General features: G+C 34.8%; 13 protein-coding genes. 6 read left to right on the top strand and 7 right to left on the bottom strand.

Features of this window, described 5'->3' with window-relative positions; translation table 11 throughout:
- The first annotated feature begins 41 nt into the window (after positions 1-41).
- The 3 genes from tyrS to EKL97_RS00225 are packed head-to-tail and all read left to right on the top strand — an operon-like array spanning position 42 to position 1,833.
- Positions 42-1,340 carry a tyrosine--tRNA ligase gene (gene tyrS / locus EKL97_RS00235; protein WP_126567717.1) on the top strand — a complete coding sequence of 433 codons (1,299 nt, stop codon included), beginning with the start codon at positions 42-44 and terminating at the stop codon, positions 1,338-1,340.
- A 32-nt stretch (positions 1,341-1,372) separates the two neighbouring features.
- Positions 1,373-1,579, top strand: a complete 207-nt coding sequence (locus tag EKL97_RS00230) for a hypothetical protein (RefSeq protein ID WP_126457598.1) — start codon at positions 1,373-1,375, stop codon at positions 1,577-1,579.
- Entirely contained in the window at positions 1,579-1,833 is a 255-nt protein-coding gene (locus EKL97_RS00225; RefSeq protein WP_126563595.1) for a type II toxin-antitoxin system RelE family toxin, read from the top strand. The genes EKL97_RS00230 and EKL97_RS00225 overlap by 1 nt, the downstream gene beginning before the upstream one ends.
- 51 nt (positions 1,834-1,884) lie before the next feature.
- On the opposite strand, the gene EKL97_RS00220 is transcribed toward EKL97_RS00225, so the two are convergent.
- From EKL97_RS00220 to EKL97_RS00205, 4 genes are all read right to left on the bottom strand, one after another.
- Entirely contained in the window at positions 1,885-2,991 is a 1,107-nt protein-coding gene (locus EKL97_RS00220) for an acyl transferase (protein WP_126459029.1), read from the bottom strand.
- A 144-nt stretch (positions 2,992-3,135) separates the two neighbouring features.
- On the bottom strand, positions 3,136-3,474 hold the full coding sequence (locus EKL97_RS00215; RefSeq protein WP_126561447.1) for a T9SS type A sorting domain-containing protein: 339 nt from the start codon (positions 3,472-3,474) through the stop codon (positions 3,136-3,138).
- Between the two features lie 106 nt (positions 3,475-3,580).
- Positions 3,581-4,792, bottom strand: coding sequence for a hypothetical protein (locus tag EKL97_RS00210; RefSeq protein ID WP_126457595.1), 1,212 nt, complete (start codon positions 4,790-4,792; stop codon positions 3,581-3,583).
- Between the two features lie 178 nt (positions 4,793-4,970).
- On the bottom strand, positions 4,971-7,751 hold the full coding sequence (locus EKL97_RS00205; RefSeq protein WP_126561448.1) for a TonB-dependent receptor: 2,781 nt from the start codon (positions 7,749-7,751) through the stop codon (positions 4,971-4,973).
- A 175-nt stretch (positions 7,752-7,926) separates the two neighbouring features.
- On the opposite strand from EKL97_RS00205, the gene EKL97_RS00200 reads away from it, so the two are divergent.
- The 3 genes from EKL97_RS00200 to EKL97_RS00190 all read left to right on the top strand — a co-directional run bounded on the left by EKL97_RS00200 (position 7,927) and on the right by EKL97_RS00190 (position 12,287).
- Positions 7,927-8,610, top strand: coding sequence for a response regulator transcription factor (locus tag EKL97_RS00200; RefSeq protein ID WP_126561499.1), 684 nt, complete (start codon positions 7,927-7,929; stop codon positions 8,608-8,610).
- Positions 8,611-9,663, top strand: coding sequence for a sensor histidine kinase (locus EKL97_RS00195; RefSeq protein WP_126457593.1), 1,053 nt, complete (start codon positions 8,611-8,613; stop codon positions 9,661-9,663).
- A 362-nt stretch (positions 9,664-10,025) separates the two neighbouring features.
- Entirely contained in the window at positions 10,026-12,287 is a 2,262-nt protein-coding gene (locus EKL97_RS00190) for an inorganic phosphate transporter (protein ID WP_126567715.1), read from the top strand.
- Positions 12,288-12,358: 71 nt separating this feature from the next.
- Here EKL97_RS00190 and EKL97_RS00185 read toward each other — a convergent pair whose 3' ends face one another.
- The 3 genes from EKL97_RS00185 to EKL97_RS00175 all read right to left on the bottom strand — a co-directional run bounded on the left by EKL97_RS00185 (position 12,359) and on the right by EKL97_RS00175 (position 18,392).
- Positions 12,359-13,450 (bottom strand): glycosyltransferase, encoded by a 1,092-nt coding sequence (locus tag EKL97_RS00185; RefSeq protein WP_126567713.1) that lies wholly within the window; start codon positions 13,448-13,450, stop codon positions 12,359-12,361.
- A 94-nt stretch (positions 13,451-13,544) separates the two neighbouring features.
- Positions 13,545-16,976: a hypothetical protein gene (locus EKL97_RS00180; RefSeq protein WP_126567712.1), complete on the bottom strand. Its 3,432-nt coding sequence runs from the start codon at positions 16,974-16,976 to the stop codon at positions 13,545-13,547.
- A gap of 159 nt (positions 16,977-17,135) precedes the next feature.
- Entirely contained in the window at positions 17,136-18,392 is a 1,257-nt protein-coding gene (locus EKL97_RS00175) for an aspartate kinase (RefSeq protein WP_126563602.1), read from the bottom strand.
- Positions 18,393-18,408: the final 16 nt, after the last annotated feature.

Raw genomic sequence — 18,408 nt, 5'->3', positions numbered from 1 at the left:
CCACAATAAATTTTATCTTTGTGGAAATTGATTTTTATACAATGAAAAATATTATTTCCGAATTACAATGGCGCGGCTTAGTTCACGACATCATGCCTGGAACCGAAGAGCAACTTCTAAAAGAAATGACAACTACATATATAGGATTTGATCCAACATCGGATTCCTTACATATTGGAAGCTTAGTACCTATAATTCTTTTGGTTCACTTGAAAAATTTCGGACATAAACCGATTGCATTAGTGGGTGGAGCAACAGGAATGATAGGGGATCCATCTGGGAAATCGGATGAGAGAAATCTCTTGGATGAAGCGACTTTGAATTATAATGTGGAGGGGATAAAAAGTGTTTTATCCCGTTTTTTAGATTTTAATTCAAGCGAAATAAATGCGCCAGTTCTGGTAAATAATTACGATTGGATGAAGAATTTGTCATTCATTAATTTTGCTCGTGACGTGGGCAAACGAATCACGGTGAATTACATGATGGCCAAAGATTCTGTAAAGAAAAGATTGTCCGGTGAAGGCGAAGGAATGTCTTTTACGGAGTTTACGTACCAATTAATTCAAGGATATGATTTTTACCATTTGCACAAAGAATACAATTGTTTGTTGCAAATGGGAGGTTCTGATCAATGGGGAAATATTACAACTGGAACTGAATTAGTGCGTCGGATGAATGTAGGTGAAGAGGCCAAAGCATACGCGATGACTTGTCCGTTAATCACAAAAGCGGACGGAACCAAGTTTGGAAAATCCGAAGGAGGAAATGTTTGGTTGACGGCTGATAAAACATCGGTTTATAAATTTTATCAGTTTTGGTTGAATACCACCGATGTGGATGCGGAAAAATACATTAAGATTTTTACTTTTTTAGATGCAGCAACAATAGACGCATTAATAGTAGAGCATAAAACGGCACCGCATTTAAGAGTCTTGCAAAGAAGATTGGCCGAAGAGCTTACCGTTTTTGTGCATTCCAAAGAAGACTTAGAAAATGCCATAAAAGCATCGAATATTTTGTTCGGAAATTCTACTTCAGATGATTTGAAGCAATTGGACGAAGCTACTTTCTTAGATGTTTTTGATGGTGTTCCTCAAGCAGAAATCAGCAGAGCCGAGATTGAATCAGGAATCAATATTGTTGATGTTCTAAACGAAAAAACAGGATTTCTAAAATCGAATGGCGAAGCAAGACGCGCTTTGACAGCTAATTCTATTTCAGTAAATAAAGAAAAAGTAACCGAAGAATTCTCGCTTTCGAACAAAGATTTAATCAACAATCAATTTGTATTATTGCAAAGCGGTAAGAAAAATTATTTTGTGCTTCGGGTTAAATAATTGTATAACTTTACTTGAAATAACGAAAAGCTATGGAAACTCAATTTTTAACTGACGAAAAAGGAAATAGAACCGCAGTTGTATTGCCTATCAAGAAATATAATAAATTGATTGAAAAATTGGAAGATTTAGAAGATGTACGTCTTTATGATGAAGCCAAAAAAGAGGATGACGGTTATCGAATTTCTATAGACGAAGCTTTTAAAATTATTGAAGAAAAGCGCAAATTAGCGAAGTAATGGCTTATACTATCGAATTTAGAAATAAAGTTTTGAAAGCTTTAATCAAAATTAATGAGCCTCACTATTCAGCAATCAAAAAGCAAATCTATGATTTAGCTGAAAATCCACGGCCGCAAGGGTATAGAAAATTGAAAGGAAGAAAAGGATATAGAATTCGCGTTGGAGATTACAGAATTATTTATGAAATTTTCGATGATATTTTGCTAATTGATGTTATCGACTTAGGTCACAGAAAAGATATTTATGAATAATTTTGCTCGTTAATTTGGTTAACCGATGAAATAAATTAACGATTAACCTTTTTACAAGACCATCAAATTACAACCTCGAATATCAGAATTATCAAAACGTCCCAATACTTCAAAAGAGTTGTTGGGATTTTTTTTGCCCAAATCCTGCGTAGCAATAAAGGAACAGGAATTGATGTTAGCTAAATCAATCACGTTGATACCGCCCGTTTTTCCGTCTGGAATGTAGGTCAAAGCATCTTCGGTATCGCGAACAAGGATTTGCACCCAAGATGGGCATTCAAATACGCCGTTTCCTAAGGAATACGCTTGCGAAAGCAACTCGGTCATTCCATATTCAGAATGTATGGCTGAAACGCCAAATCCTTTACACAATTGTTCGTGTAGTTCTTCTCGAATCATTTCTTTACGTTTTCCTTTCATGCCGCCTGTTTCCATGATAATGGTGTGCTGCAGTTGAAACGAATGTTTTTTTTCTGAAAGTTCAGTTGTTTGCCCAAGGTCATCACGAACCTTCTTTTTTTTATCTAAAAAAGAACTTTTTTCGTTGAAGGTTTCAATTAAGTCCAATAAAGCAAAAGTAACCCCAATCAGGATTACATTTTGACCCGCTAGATCTAAAGCGATAAGCTTGGCAATCAGTTCGTCGTGATTGTGCAGGTAAAAACCACTCTCAGGATGATTGGAAAGTTCAATTAAATCCTTGACCATGTAAATTAAGGAAGATCCTTCCCGTTCCAGATAGGAAGGAAGCAAGGCCAAAACAACATAATCTTCAATATTGCCATAAAATTCGGAAAACCCTTTGCGGTAACTTTCTTCATACAGAGTGACGTCCGTAACTAAATGTTTGCTAGTTATGGGAATTACTTTTTTATCCAAATTTCCCCCTTTATGGGCTACGGGGCTTGTGGTTCCGCTGCTGGTAAAAGTTTCCTGAATAGGATTGGTATTCGAAACCACTTCATGACTCTTAAAAAACTGAATCGGTAAAAATGGAATTTGTTGTAGCGATTTTACTTTGTGAGGATCTGTTTTTAAAAAATCGCAAAATTCCTGATAGACCAAGTTGTTTTCGTATTGGAAACGAAACACTTTCAAAGCAATTTTCTCAAACTGTTTTTGACTGGAAATGGCAAATATATCGGAAGATGTGATCAATATTTTTTTTTGCAAAAGTAATCAAAAATTTAAAGGCAAACCAATAACGGAATGGTATAAACTTGAATCTGGGAGTTGATTTGGTTTGAGCATTATACAAAAAAGCCCCAACAGGATTGGAGCTTTTATGATGTATTTTTGAAATTATCGGATGATTAATTTTCTGGTCGCTGATGCTTCTTTTTCATTGATCTTGATGATGTAAACACCAGAGGTTAGATTAGAGACATTTAGTTCTTTTGAGCTCAATATGGTTTGAAGTACTTTTTTTCCTAAAACATCAAAGATGATAATTTCTTTATCAAAATCGTTTTTTGTAGAAATGTACACTCTACCATTACTCACAGGGTTCGGGTACAAGCTTAATCCTTCAATTGAGACGTTTTCTTGTGTCTTTGGTTGTTGCTTAGTTTCCTGAGCACTAATGCCAAGGGAAAATAAAAAAACCAATAAAGTAATAGTATAAAAGTAGTTTTTTGCCATCAGATTAATTTGAATAGTAAATATACAAAATATATTTCAAAAAGCATACCAAAAAAAAACATCCTGAATTTTCAGGATGTTTGATATAAATCGATTGGATTGTTAATTACAAATTCCCTAACAAATTAACGCCATCAACAATTGCCCATGTTCCAGGAGTTAATGCCGCTCCAGTTGCTGAAGTGCTTGTTGTGTAGTTTGCAGATGGGAAAGCTACAGTAAATGTACTTGCACCAGCTCCAGATAATGGAGTATTATCAGAAATTTTAACATTCAACATTTTTATTTTACCTGAAAGAACTTGATTTGTGTTCGTATTGGCATCTTGAATTCTAACGGCAACGGCATTTGTTGTTGTAGTTCCGGAAGTTACAGAATTAGTATATCCTGAAATTACGACATTAGAATATTCTCCGTTTCCTTCTTTTTTAAATTGGATTGCATCTATTTCTGTAGGATTGCCAGACTCAGTTACAGTTCCAGCGGCTCTTCTTAAAGTGATGTTTGATACTTTAGGACCAAATGAATTATTTACACTTTTCGATTCGATTTCCATTCCGAAATTTCCAGCTCCAGTTTGATAAGCATACCAGTTAGTATTTGCTTGACCTTGCCATCCATCTTGCCAGTCAAAAGAATCATCTGTATTACCGTATGAAATTAGATTTTTAGCACTTACTGTTCCTCCATAAAATTCAAAACCATCATCGGCTCCTTTATAAGCTACAAGATTTTCTAAAACTGTTCCGGAACCTACTGAATAAAATGAAAATCCATTCATCTCAGAATTTCCATCAAGAATCTTTTTACCAGCGTATTCTACTCGTACATATTTTAATGAACCACCATTATGTGATGCATTTGTACCTCCGTAAACAATATTTGTACCATCCTCAGAAGTTGCTGTTGTAATCGGAGTTCCGTCACTTGTTTTTCCTGATACAATTGGAGCATCACCAAACATGATAATACCACCCCAAGAACCTGCAGTTTTTGATTTTTCAGTAAAGACAACAGGCTCTGCAGCTGTACCTGAAATATTTAATTTCCCTCCATTTTCTACTAATAGAACATCAGAACCATCCGTAACGTCAGCAGTAATTACTGAGCCCGCTTCAAAAGTTAGTGTTGCACCACTTTTAATTCTTACGGCTCCAATCAATTTGTAAGTACCTTTAGTGTAGGTTTTTGATGTTGTAACGTCACCTGTGATATCGCCTGTTGCAGTTGGTGTAGTTGTTACTGTTTCATTATCACTTGATGTGCAACTTGTAAAAACCAAGGTAAGTAATGCAAGACTAAATACTAATTTTTTCATTTTTAATAATTTAAAATTATAAGTTTTTTTGTTTATTATTTTAATCAAAATTACTCTAGAGTTTTTGTAATTTAGTTACGTAATTGTTACTAAAGTATTATATAACAATCAATTTGATGTAAAGTTTACGTTACTATAAAAACCAAAAAAAGAGCCGTTACAGCTCTTTTTTTGGTTTTTAAAACGTATACCCTATAGTAAAGGAGAACCCAACACCCTTTTTGAATTCTCTTAAAACTAGAGAGTCTTCAGTAATGTTCAAAGTGCTTTTCCTTCCTAACTCTTTTTTATAGCTTGGATTTAGTATATTGTCTATTCCAAATTTAAGTTCAATACTTTTAGAAATAGAATTTGTCCAGACAAAATCTAATTTACTAAAAGATTTCTCGTAGATATGATCAATTCCTGAAGAACCTACAGCAAAGATTCTATCTCCATAAACGTTATACACTAAGGTCATAGAGTTTTTCCAATCTTTGTTAAGAATGAAATCATACTTTAAATCAGAATTAATTAACCAGCTTGAAGCACCTTGTAATTTACGGTTGGTACTGTTTTCTAATTCATTTCCTTGTTTTTTAAGATCAATTTTAACATCAGTACTCATTAATGATGTGTTGAAACCTAGAGAGAAATTAGAAAGCGATTCGTTTATTCTGCTCAATTGGATTAGCATTTCTATTTCGGCACCATAAATAACGGCTTGCTGCGAGTTTTTAAAAGTAGTAATCTGACCACCACTATTCGCAGTAGGTTTGAATACTCTTTCAATTGGATTATTAATCATTTTTCCAAATACTCCTATTGCAAACATTTCTTTATTATTAGGAAATAATTCGTATTTAAAATCTACATTGTAGTTTTCGCTATCCTTCAAATCTTTATTTCCACTTTCAGAGGTTCCGTCAGCATTAATGTAATTTATTGGCAACAACTCCACAGCTACAGGTCTAGTGATTGTTTTTGCTAATGAAAGTCTAAGGTTGCTGTTTTCATTCAAAATACGTTTTGCATTTACTGATGGTAAGATATCAAGTTTATCATCAGTTTTTTTGCGATAAGCGCTTCCAAAAGGATCACCTTGCTCTCTATATTTTATTTCACGAGTAGAGCTTTCTGCTCTAATTCCAGCATTTAAATCCCATTTTTCTCCAATATTCATGAACAAATTGAAGTATCCCGCATTAACGAACTGATTTAATTTGACTTTATAATCACCATTGGATTCCTCTTTAACATATACAATTCCATTGTTTATGTCTTGATTAATATTCTCACTAACAGTGTTGACATTTGCAGTGTAAGGTTGTGTATTAGTTCTGCTTTTCCCTGAAAAGAAGCGATAAGTAGACTGCATGTCATTTAGGGAGCTATTATATCCTATTGATAATTTATTGGATTCTTCTTCATTTCCAAATTTTAAATTATATTCTAAGAGAGACGAATAATAAAAGTTTCCTTTTACGTCTAGATATTGACGGTTTAAATTATTACCACCGTATATCATGTCAATTTGATTGTCATTTATTCGTCCTGTAATGAATTTTCGGTCGGGCTGTTGGAATGAAGTCTTTACATAAGAACCTCCAGCTTTAAGGGAATGTTTGCCATCTTCAGTTAACTTATAGTCTCCAAATAATTGTGTATTCCAATACTTAGATTCCTCATATTGGTTCATTCGTATTAGATTATCAGTAATATTGGCAGCGCTATTAACATATCCTATTTGATCTTGAATTTTACTGTCAGTCGCTTTAATTAAAAAAGTATTGAAGTTTAAGTTGAATCGGTTTGTTTTGTATTTCATTCCAGCTAATCCAGAAAAAGTAGTCTGATAACTATATTGCTTGTTGTATAAATTATTATCGTAATTACTCTGTCCAAGGTTGAAGGTTCTGTCTACACCTTCTCTGTAAGAGTATTTATTATCAAAATTGAAAGACATAATGTAACTTATATTACTTTCGTTTTTAAGATTGAATTTTTGAGCATGTAAAAATCCAATGCTTGAATTCAAGGGGCTTTTAGTATTGTTAACGTCCCATGATTTTTTACCAAAACCATTTTCATATTCTGAAGGAGAAAGTTCTGCACCGTTAGGAACAGAACCAAAAGCACTAGGAAGTGCTCTGTCATTCCCAAGCATTCCTAAAGACCCTTTAGTAGAATTTGCATCATTGGACAGCAAAAATGCTTCAAGATTGTTGTTTGTGGTATAACCAAAACCAATATTCAATTTTGTGATATTTTTCGGCTGAGGTGTTTCAATATTGACAGTCGCTCCAGCAAAATCTCCTGAAATATTAGGATTGAATGTTTTGTATACATTTAAAACTCCTACAACGTCAGTAGGAAATAAATCCAAAGGAATAATTTTTTTGAAAGGACTATTAGAAGGGGATTGTAGATCGTTTATCAACAAGTTATTATAACGGTCTTCTAAACCTCTAATAAATAAACCTCTTCCGTCTACTTTTGTAATTCCGGTAATTTTCGTTAATCCTTCCTCAACATCGCTTACCCCTTTACGAGCCATTTCTTGTGAACCGATACTTTGTTTTATCACGACCGCTTGTTTTTGATCTAATAAAAGAGCGGTTTCCTTTTCTCTATTTACAGTAGATCGCACCACTACATCTTCTAGTTTGTAGCTTCCGGAACCTAAAGTTTTGTTTAATGTTACAGTTTGATTAGCAACTACTGTTACAGGAACTTCTACAGATTCATATCCTACAAAACTAAACTGTAAAGTATATTTTCCGGGAAGTATTGTTATGGCATATTTACCATCAATATCAGTATTTGTTCCTATATTAGTTCCTTTAATGAGAACGTTAGCAAATGGTAATGATTGGTTGTTAGAATCCTTATCTGTCAAGATACCTGCTATAGTTCCTTTGTTCTGTGAAAAAGAAACAGCGGTTATAAATAACGTTAAAAATAATAATTTGAATTTCATCTGGTTTAAATTTTTTGCAAAGTAACAGCCGAAATGTAAAATGTAAGTTATTGGTTTGTTATGATTATGTTTTATTTTACATCATAAAGAGGCTTCAATATTAAATTACCGTTAACAGCTTTTCAATAGCTCATTTATGATTACATTTACAATTCAAAATAATTTTTGGTGCTTTATGAAGAAAAAAAATACTAAAATTCTACTAGTAGACGATGAACCGGATATCTTAGAAATTGTAGGGTATAATCTCTCTCAAGAGGGATATCAAATCAGTACTGCCACAAACGGGAAAGAGGCTATAGCAATCGCTAAAAAAGAATTGCCGGACCTAATTATAATGGATGTAATGATGCCGGAAATGGATGGCATGGAAGCTTGCGAGAACATCAGAAAAATACCGGAACTCAGTAATGTAATCATAACTTTTTTAACCGCCAGAAGCGAAGATTACTCTCAAGTTGCGGGCTTTGATGCCGGAGCTGATGATTACATCACTAAACCAATAAAGCCTAAATTATTAGTCAGTAAAGTAAAAGCCTTACTGCGCCGATTAAAAGAAAAAGAACAAAATAGCGAAACTCTTAATGTTGGTGGAATCGAAATCAATCGGGAGGAATACAAAATTGTAAAAGATAATATCGAAATTGCCTTACCCAGAAAAGAATTTGAATTGTTTTATTTATTGGCTTCAAAACCGGGAAAAGTTTTCAAAAGAGATGAAATTCTGGATAAAGTGTGGGGCAATGAAGTAGTTGTTGGTGGTAGAACCATAGATGTTCACATCAGAAAATTACGTGAAAAAATTGGCGAAGAGTTGTTCAAAACAATAAAAGGAGTGGGATATAAGTTTGAAGTATAAATGACAATAAATTTTAAAAAAACATATCGTTTTGCCGTAAAGTCGGCCCTGTATATTACCCTTTTTTCTACTGCATTGGTTAGTTTGCTGATTTACCTTTTTTTTACTTTTTCCTACCAGTTTAGCCTGATTTTTGCCATTTCGATTGCTACTTTTTCATTTATAGTGATTCAATATCGGGTGGAGCGTTTTATTTATAAAAAGGTAAAAAAAATATACGATGACGTTTCTTTATTAGAATCTAGCACCTTCAGAAACCAGCCCATAACAACGGACATGGCGACTCTTACAAGGGAAGTCAAGAAGTTTGCTACTGACAAAAAGCTGGAAATTGAAACCTTAAAAGTTCGGGAGGAATACCGGAGAGAATTTCTAGGCAATGTCTCTCACGAACTAAAAACACCTCTTTTTATGGTTCAGGGCTATCTGTCAACCTTACTTGACGGAGCCATGAATGACAAAACAATCCGAAAAAAATACCTGGAACGCGCCGAAAAAGGAGTCGAAAGACTGATCTACATTGTGCAGGATCTGGACATGATTACCAAACTCGAAATAGGGGATTTGCATCTGGAAATTGTCGAGTTTGACATCGTTAAACTCGTTCAGAATGTATTTGATTTGCTCGAAATGAAAGCATCTAAAAAAGATATTTTGTTGATGTTTGACATGAAATACAACAAACCCGTTATGGTCATTGGAGATCAGGAAAAAATACAACAAGTGGTGATGAACCTTATTGTAAACTCAATTAAATACGGAAAATTAAAGGGTTCTACCGAAGTAAGTATTGAGGATTTGACAGCAGAAAAAGTCATCGTTCGTGTCACCGATAACGGAGAAGGAATTGAGAAAAAAAATATCCCAAGACTTTTTGAACGTTTTTATAGAGTAGATAAAAGCGGAGCAAGAACAGAGGGAGGCTCTGGGCTGGGATTGTCCATAGTAAAACATATTATCGAAGCACATGACGAGAAAATTTATGTAGACAGCACGTATCATGTTGGATCTGAGTTTTCATTTACCCTGGAAAAATCCAAGTCAGGGGAATAAGTACGGCCATCTAAATTCCTTCAGGTCAAATAGAATTAATAATATCCTTTACCTAATAAGCACAATTATTTTAGGATCATTCACTTGTGTTATTGATGTTATTAAGTTGATGTCAAAATAATAATTTAGTAACGACAGTCTTACTTTTGAGGGTCATATTTGCAAAAGACACCGGAAGTTTGTTGTGGTATATTTATGATGACATCCAAGTGTAACCGTACCATCACGACGCTTTTTTTAAGTATAAAGCAACACTCAGGCATAAATCATCATGAGGTTGTCGTACAATGAGATAGTTGTTTTGAAGGCCAACTAATTCCATCAGAGCAAACAAAATTTCACCTTTCACTTTAAATACAGATATGGAACAAATATATATAGTAATGCTTGTGGTTTTAGGCATTTTGGCAATAATTGATCTAGTTGTCGGGGTTAGTAATGACGCAGTAAATTTCTTAAATTCGGCAATTGGTTCTAAAGCAGTGTCGTTTCGTACTATTATGATTGTGGCCAGTCTAGGTATTTTAGTAGGAGCGCTATTTTCCAGTGGTATGATGGAAATTGCCCGAAGTGGTATTTTTGTTCCCGGCATGTTTAGTTTTAATGATGTTATGATTATTTTCCTGGCCGTAATGATCTCAGATATTATATTATTAGATGTTTTTAACTCAATAGGATTACCAACTTCGACAACAGTATCCATTATTTTTGAACTTTTAGGGGCAGCGCTCTGCTTGGCAGTCTATAAAATTTATGTTTTGGACGATAGTTTTGATACTTTAAGTGATTATATCAACACTGAAAAAGCATCACAAATTGTTTTCAGTATTCTACTGTCTGTCATTCTTTCTTTCACTCTTGGAAGTTTTGTGCAATATGTTTCTCGATTAATTTTTACTTTTCAATATGAAAAAAGAGTCAAATATATAGGTGCAATTTTTGGAGGATTAGCCATTACTGCGATTACTTTTTTTATTCTGATAAAAGGATTGAAAGGAGTTTCTTTTATCGATCAAGCTACTCATGTCTGGATAAAAAGCAATCAATTACTGATAATAGGAGTAAATTTTGTTTTTTTTACACTGCTTTCTCAAGTGTTGATGACTTTCTTCAAAATAAATATTCTCCGAGTAATCATCATAGTAGGGACTTTTGCTTTGGCTTTAGCTTTTGCCGGGAATGATTTGGTTAACTTTATCGGCGTTCCTATTGCGGCCTATAATTCCTATGAAATTTTCAATGGTTCAGGAATTTCTGGAGATCAATTTATGATGGGAGCGTTGGCTAATGATAATATTGTGGCGCCATTTTATTTTTTAGTTTTTGCAGGAGTGGTTATGGTTATAACACTTTGGACTTCAAAAAAAGCCAAAACTGTCATCGAGACCGGCCTTAATTTATCCAGACAGGGTGATGGCGTAGAGCGTTTTTCACCCAATATGTTATCCAGATATATTGTGCGATTTGGCGTTTATATCGGACTGGGAATTAATTATTTTTTACCAAAATCAATCCAAATAAAAATTGATAAGCAATTTGAGAAACCGGAAGTCAAAGGAAAAAAAAGAAAGGACGAACCTGCTTTTGATATGGTTCGTGCTGCTGTAAATTTGATGGTAGCCAGTATTTTGATATCGATAGGGACTTCTTTAAAGTTGCCACTTTCTACAACCTATGTTACTTTTATGGTGGCCATGGGAACTTCATTTGCAGATCGAGCTTGGGACCGCGAAAGCGCAGTGTATCGTATTGCAGGGGTTTTTAATGTGATTGGGGGATGGTTTGTAACAGCAATTGTTGCATTTGTTTCGGCCTTTATCTTTGCGTATTTCCTCAAAGTAGGTCAAGTATATGCTTTCATCGGATTGCTGGTTGGATTAGGAATTCTTTTGTATCGAAGTTCAAGAAAGCATACTAAAACCATAAAAGCCCAGCAAGAATTATTGCTCTTGAAAAGAGAAGATATTGTTACCATAAATGAAGTTATTAGGGAGTGTACCATTCAGATTTCCAGAGTGATAAGCGGTTCAGACACGATTTATAGAGAGGTTATCGAAAATCTTAGCCTTCAGGATTTAGGGAAGTTAAAGGAGAATAAAAAAGACATCAAAAAACTCGAAAAAGAAGTCGATGAATTAAAGAGTAATGTATACTATTTTATAAAGAATCTGGATGAAACCTCGGCCGAGGGCAGTATGTTTTATGTCATGATTTTGGGTTATCTTCAAGACATGATTCAGTCCCTTGGATTCATCTCACAAAACAGCTATGCACATATCAATAACAATCACAAACAATTGAAATTCAATCAAATTAGGGATTTGAAAAGCTTAGACAATAAGCTTAAAAAATTATTTGAAGATATTATTGTTATTTTTCAAGAAGGTTCGTTTGACAAAATTGATGTTCTTTTAGAAACCAAAATGGAGATTTACGATCAAGTATCTAAATTAATTAAAAAACAAATTGAAAGAATTAGAACGGTAGAAACCAGTCCTAAAAACAGCAAGTTGTATTTCGCGTTACTTTTAGAAACTAATGATTTGATAAAAGCAACGATGCACTTACTCGAATTATTCAAAGAATTCAATAGCCATGCTAATTCAAAAGGTACAAATCTGTAATTCAGGAGTGCTTCTTTTTTTGGTAAACATTCAATACTAATCTTAAAAAAACCATTTGAGAGAATGGGTTTTTAGGGGTTAAGGGTACTTATTTTTGTGTTTTGGAAAATATCAAAAAGCGATTTCCAGTCAATATTGCAATGCAAGGTTTGTAAACCACGGTAGGACGCTACTTCACTAAGATTTTCAATTTTGAAATCGTCTTGATTTGCATAGGGAACTAACCCTTCTTTTTTTAGCTTTCTGGCTAAATATTCCTGTTCGTATTGGCCTGGAGTTGGAATAAAAAAAGCCTTTTTACGGAGTTGGGCTAGATCCATAATTGTGGTGTATCCGGAACGGCACAGCACCATTTCACTTTCGTTAAAAGCCTGCTCTAACTGGAAAGAATTCATGTAATTATAATAGGTAACAGGATTGATTTGAGTTACTATTTGTTCGGTTTCAATCTTTCCTTCAATAAATATGACATTCCCGTGGTATCGTGCGATTTCTTTTTTCAGGGAATCCTCCAGCAAGCCGCGCTGAGGTTCTGGTCCGGAAAGAATAATCATTAAATCATATTTTTTTGGGACTAATTTTTTTTGCAATCGACTCAAAGGACCAATGTATCTAATTTTGAGATTTGGATCGTCAACATGTCCCATTTTTCCGGTTAGATTAATTGATCCGGCAAGATCTGGAACCCAGCATTCTGTGTATTTTTTTATAATATGTTGGTGGATCTTACTGGTAATCCAAGTGGTATTGCCAGTCATTACATTCAATTGATGGGTAATAAATACCGAAGGAATTTTTTTGCTGAACACACCCAGTCGGTTGTCGGATATAATCCCGTCTATCCTATATTTTGAGATCCATTTTTTAATTATTTTTTTTTCTTCCCAAATTGCTTCAAGCATTTTTGGGCTATTTTTTAATAATTTCCATTTAAAGTGAGCTCCATTTTTTGCATATTCTATCTGGTAGGATGGCAGTTCCAGCGTTTGTACAGTAGGGAATTCCTTTTTTAGCAAAGCCAATGCAATTCCATCAGAAGCAATTATAGGAATGTAGTTGTTCTCTAATAAGGCCTTAATAATTGGAATACAACGTGTAGCATGGCCTAAGCCCCAGTTTAATGGCGCAATCAAAATAGTTTGTTGGTTGGCATTCAAATCCATGTGGCTCTGTAGTTTAGTGGTTTAAATTTGAAAGATAGACAATGAACGTGTATTTAATATTGCGAGGGCATTACCAAACTATTAAATTGTGGTATTAAAAATAGGCTCTCAATTGAATATTTCCAGTATGTATGGCCTGGGTTGTTTCACTTTTCCGACCCTGATAATTAAAATTAACATCTAAAAACTGGGTGATATTTTTTTGTAAAAGAAGCCTCCAAGTGATGTTTTGTCCGGTTTGTAGCCCTTCCAGCATTTGAAATCCAACCGAAGAGAATTCATTTCCTTCGAATTTATTTTGGTAAAAAGAGACTTCGCCGTTCATCGTGAATTTTTTTGTGCCTGCATACGAAAAGGCAGTTCCAAAACGGTTTTGCAGCAGCGTTTCTGAAACCCCAATTTGGTTTTTTTTATTCTGTAATTCATAAAAGAGGTCCCAGCTCGTGCTTTTAGAAAATAGATAACTGATTTTAGGAGCTAATTGATAACCGTTTATAGCATAGTTTTTCTCCGGGAAATTTTCTGATTCAATGGTTGTTTGTATCGTTTTGGCAAAAAAACCTAGCAGCCAGCTTTTCTGGTACAAATGATTGTACTGCAATTGATGCGAATTGTTGGTAGCCTCTTGAGAGCCTATAGACAACAAGTTTTTAGTTTTATTTTGCAGATATGAATACGTGGCGGAGTGGTTTTGTTTTCCTCTATTGTAAAACAAACTGTTCCTTAAACTCGAGTTTAATCCCAACACATTTTCAGTAGAACTGCTGAACGGATTTAATTCGAAATTATCACCCTCACTTCTAGTTTTTCGGTCGATGATGAAAGCGGTTTGATTGTAGAAATACGAAAGTATTTTCTTAAAACCTTTTTCGTTCTGCCATTGATTGGGATTCAGGGTCACGGATTGCGAGAATTTGTTTTGATGTGTTTTTATGTAAACCCTGTTGGGAAGAAAGATGCGGATGAATTTTGCCTGGTCAATAAACGTGGCGACTTCAAACTCCTGTAATTCCTGAATTCCATTGCCGTTATAGTCGTTCCAGGTGTAAATTCCCTGGCCCGCAGGAACTTCCAGATACGTGAATTCCTGTTGGGGAATAGTCCCGGAATTCGTTTCATAAACCGTTGTGCTTTGTATCAATTGATTGAAAAAACGATCCGTATAAATTATTCTGGAATTTAACGTAGGTTCTCTTTTTCTTGTTGCATCCACAAAATCCAAGATTCTGTAATTAGCATATAGGGATAAATCGCTTTTATTAGTTTGAATCAATTTTGATTTCAAAAGGAAAGTCTGAGACGAATTGACCCTTTGGAACAGTCCATTTTGTAAACTGTCATTGGATCTTCTTAGGTATCCCAATTCTACAAAAACTTTGGTGCTGTCTCCGCGACCGGTAAAAAATCCGTACTCTGTAAATTTTTGACTCAAAGCCGAAAATTCATTTGAAATTTTATTTTTCTCCTGATTGTCCTCTAAGCGCAAGCGAGAGCCAATCCAGTTTTTGTCAAAATGAAAACGGATTTGGGATTGGTTTCTTAAAAATTCAGAGGATGAAATCGTTCCGTCACTTTTTAGGGAACTGCCTTGATTTTGAAAAGTCCAGTTTTTTATTTGAAACAAGCCATTTAAAACGTGTCGATTTCCCGAAAAATTTCCCGAAAAATCCAGTTTTTCAAACTGATACCTCAATAGTCCTTTGTTTGTTGTGTTGGGTTTAGGGTTTAAATCCAATTGCAGTCCGGAAATTAACAAACTTTGATTTCCTATAGCCGCAGTTCCTAAGTTCCAATCCCGGTCAAATTCGATGTTGTACAACCGTTCTACAGCCCTGAAATTTTGCTGAATAAATTGATAATTCGCAAAAGCATCTACGTGCCATTTTTTTGAAAAAAGCCGTTGCTTGGCATTGATTTTTGCAGCCAGGCCCTGATTGTTTGCATCGTCAACGGGCGAAAATAAATTGCTGTCGTTATTGCTGAGACCAATTTCAAAATCGAGTACCGTTTTTTCAGTGGGATTGTATTTCCCTAAAAAGGTGGTCACTTGGATTTTTGTAGGAGCAATCAATTGTATGATGGGAGCATAACTTCCTTGCGGAACGCCGTTAATAGGAGCTATATACTCATAAACCCGGGTGATCGTGGCTGAATTTGTCAAAATGTAATTTCCATTATTCAGTCCTACTAAAGTAAATCGCACATTGAATAATTCCTGCTGTGCTTCATTTGAGTACTCAAAAATTTCCACAGCATTGAGGATTGTTTTTCGGTACAGCACCTTGTTTTCAGAATAGGAATCTGCAAATGCTGACGGGGCAACCATTAAATCAGGATTATCTCCCGCATTAACTAATATCTGGGCTTGTTCTTGGGATAAATTTTGTTGTAAAGGTTGGTTTTTGAGGTCGTTTTCCGAATATAAATAGCCTCCAAAACTCCAGTTTTTATTCTCGTGTGTGGCGCCTGCATAGGTTATAAATCGAGTGTAATTTCGATCTGAATATTGGTATTCTATGGCAATTCGCATTTCGGAAGTAATCGTGAAAAGCGGGGTAAACACGATTTCACCCGCATTATAATCAATCGTGTAATCATTGTTTTCGCCTCGTTTTAATAAAACACCATTTACATACACCCGCTCTGAACCTGAAATAACGAGTACATACAGCTCTCCATTTTGTCCTTTTAATTTATAGGGACCCTGATTGCCTTCTTGGCCCACGATATCGCTTTTTGCATATTGTCCTCGGACCAGCGCTGCTGAGGCAAATACATTTGTTTTGTTTTCTTCGGTTCCAAAGGTGAAGGTGGTGGCGAGTCCCTGCACTTTTTTATTGAAATTCAGGAATTGGGATTTCTTGTTCTCTAGAAAAATATCACCCGCTCGAATGTTCCAATCGGCACTGAATAATTCCATGAATACATTATCGAACTGGTCTAATTTTTGGGAATAACCGCCATCCTGCAGCGGAATGTTACTGTCTTGAATGGAAGCTCTTAAGCTTACTTTTTCAGAGATTTTTCCTGTGATTTGTAAGTCTAAATTGGAGTTCAAAACGGCATTTTGATTGTTTCCTATGGTAATGCCACGGGTAATACTTCCGGATGTGTTCAAGCCGTCAAAAGGCACATTTTTATTTGGGTTTTTATTTTTGAGGGTATATAAATCACCTGATCCGGCTTCGTTGCTTACTACTTTGGCAGAATCATAAATGTGGTATTCTTTAGTAAGGATCTCCGGAAATTTCAAATAGTGTACGGTTATTGAATCGTTGTATTGGGCGCTGTTTTCTTTTAAAAACAAAGTCCCTTCACTGAAATTTACCGTATAAAAAAGGGTTTCGATGGGTTTGCCATTGGCGTCAAGCAATTTGAAAAAACTGGAATTAATGCTTTCTTTTTCAAGATGAATGGTGTCACGGGAAAAAGGGATTTTTTTGGTTTTGTACAACGAATTTATTTCCTGTGCGTGGAGCCCAGAAATACAGCTTATTACAGTCCAAAAAAGTAATTTTTTCAACATAAATACTATAACTCGAAAGTGTCAAAAGTAGTATTTATAATTTGATAATTACAAAAGGTTTTGATTTTAGCGTTTGGGTTTTAAAGTATTAAAGGAATGGAGATCAGAATCAATTTCTGATCTCCATTTATATTTTGGGTTGCGCATGTTTTTTAAGGGTTACACTTCTTTTGTGATCACTTGTATGGTTTCCCGACTGACCTGTTTCAATAACACAACTTTGTTTTTTTCAACGGTTTCGGCTGCTGTTTCGTTAAAATGTCGGATGGTGTATAAGGTGACATTTTCATTAAACTCTACCTTAAACTTTTTAGACAAGATAGCATTCAGGGCTTTGAAATTGTCAAATTTATCTTCTACACATACGGAGAAACTAATTGCTGAATTCTGAATCAAGTTCACTTTTATTTTGAATTGATGGAATAATGCAAAAATTTCGCTGATGTTTTCTTCCATGATAAAAGAGAAATCGATAGAGGAAAGCGAAATCAAAAGCTGGTTTCTTTTGACGATGAAACACGGTAAATAAGGTTCTAAGTCGACTCCTTTGGAAACGCTCGTTCCTTTTAGTAACGGATTTATAAAGGATTTTACATACAACGGAATTTCCTTTTTTTGCAAAGGTTGTAGTGTTTTTGGGTGAATAACCGTTGCCCCATAAAAAGCCAGTTCTATGGCTTCACGGTACGAAATCTGATTCAATAAACTCGCATTTTCAAAATATCGTGGATCGGCATTCATTACTCCGGGAACATCTTTCCAGATGGTCACGCTTTCGGCATTTAAGCAATACGCAAAAATTGCAGCCGTATAATCAGATCCTTCTCGGCCTAAAGTGGTGGTAAAGTTATTTTCGTCAGAACCTAAGAATCCTTGTGTAATGTTTAGTGTTTTACGTTTTACGTTTTTGGCAATGTTCTTCTGTGTCAATTCCCAATCTACTTCCGCATCCCTGTATATAGCATTGGTTTTTATGAAATTCCGAACATCCAGCCATTGTGTTTTTATGCCCATGAAATTCATGAAATGACTTAGGATTGTGGTCGAAATTAATTCGCCATAACTGACAATTTGATCGTAGACAAAATTATAATTGGGTGATTTATTGTGGGTCAGGAAATACTCTAAATCTGAAAATTGAGTGTTAACAGCTTTGAAGACTTCGTTTTTTTCGTCCTCGAATAAATCTATCAAAATTTGATTGTGGTACTTTTTTACTTCTTGAACAGATGAATTTAATTCAGCGGATTTATCGAAATAATTTTTTATGACAACCTCGAGCGCATTTGTGGTTTTTCCCATTGCAGAAACGACCAACAATACGTCTTCATAACCCACTTTTTGTAAAACGTCATACACGTTTTTAATTCCTTCAGCATCTTTTACAGAAGCTCCTCCAAATTTGAATACTCTCATATTTTAAACAAAAATT

It is taken from the genome of Flavobacterium sp. LS1P28 (genome assembly GCF_003970335.1).
Taxonomy (GTDB): domain Bacteria; phylum Bacteroidota; class Bacteroidia; order Flavobacteriales; family Flavobacteriaceae; genus Flavobacterium.
This window is presented reverse-complemented; position numbering and strand designations above follow the sequence as displayed.

Bases quoted from the DNA above. Each gene is read 5' to 3' on its own strand.
- tyrS (WP_126567717.1), top strand. From the start codon at position 42: ATGAAAAATATTATTTCCGAATTACAATGGCGCGGCTTAGTTCACGAC.
- EKL97_RS00230 (WP_126457598.1), top strand. From the start codon at position 1,373: ATGGAAACTCAATTTTTAACTGACGAAAAAGGAAATAGAACCGCAGTT.
- EKL97_RS00225 (WP_126563595.1), top strand. From the start codon at position 1,579: ATGGCTTATACTATCGAATTTAGAAATAAAGTTTTGAAAGCTTTAATC.
- EKL97_RS00215 (WP_126561447.1), bottom strand. From the start codon at position 3,474: ATGGCAAAAAACTACTTTTATACTATTACTTTATTGGTTTTTTTATTT.
- EKL97_RS00210 (WP_126457595.1), bottom strand. From the start codon at position 4,792: ATGAAAAAATTAGTATTTAGTCTTGCATTACTTACCTTGGTTTTTACA.
- EKL97_RS00205 (WP_126561448.1), bottom strand. From the start codon at position 7,751: ATGAAATTCAAATTATTATTTTTAACGTTATTTATAACCGCTGTTTCT.
- EKL97_RS00200 (WP_126561499.1), top strand. From the start codon at position 7,927: ATGAAGAAAAAAAATACTAAAATTCTACTAGTAGACGATGAACCGGAT.
- EKL97_RS00195 (WP_126457593.1), top strand. From the start codon at position 8,611: ATGACAATAAATTTTAAAAAAACATATCGTTTTGCCGTAAAGTCGGCC.
- EKL97_RS00190 (WP_126567715.1), top strand. From the start codon at position 10,026: ATGGAACAAATATATATAGTAATGCTTGTGGTTTTAGGCATTTTGGCA.
- EKL97_RS00185 (WP_126567713.1), bottom strand. From the start codon at position 13,450: ATGGATTTGAATGCCAACCAACAAACTATTTTGATTGCGCCATTAAAC.
- EKL97_RS00180 (WP_126567712.1), bottom strand. From the start codon at position 16,976: ATGTTGAAAAAATTACTTTTTTGGACTGTAATAAGCTGTATTTCTGGG.
- EKL97_RS00175 (WP_126563602.1), bottom strand. From the start codon at position 18,392: ATGAGAGTATTCAAATTTGGAGGAGCTTCTGTAAAAGATGCTGAAGGA.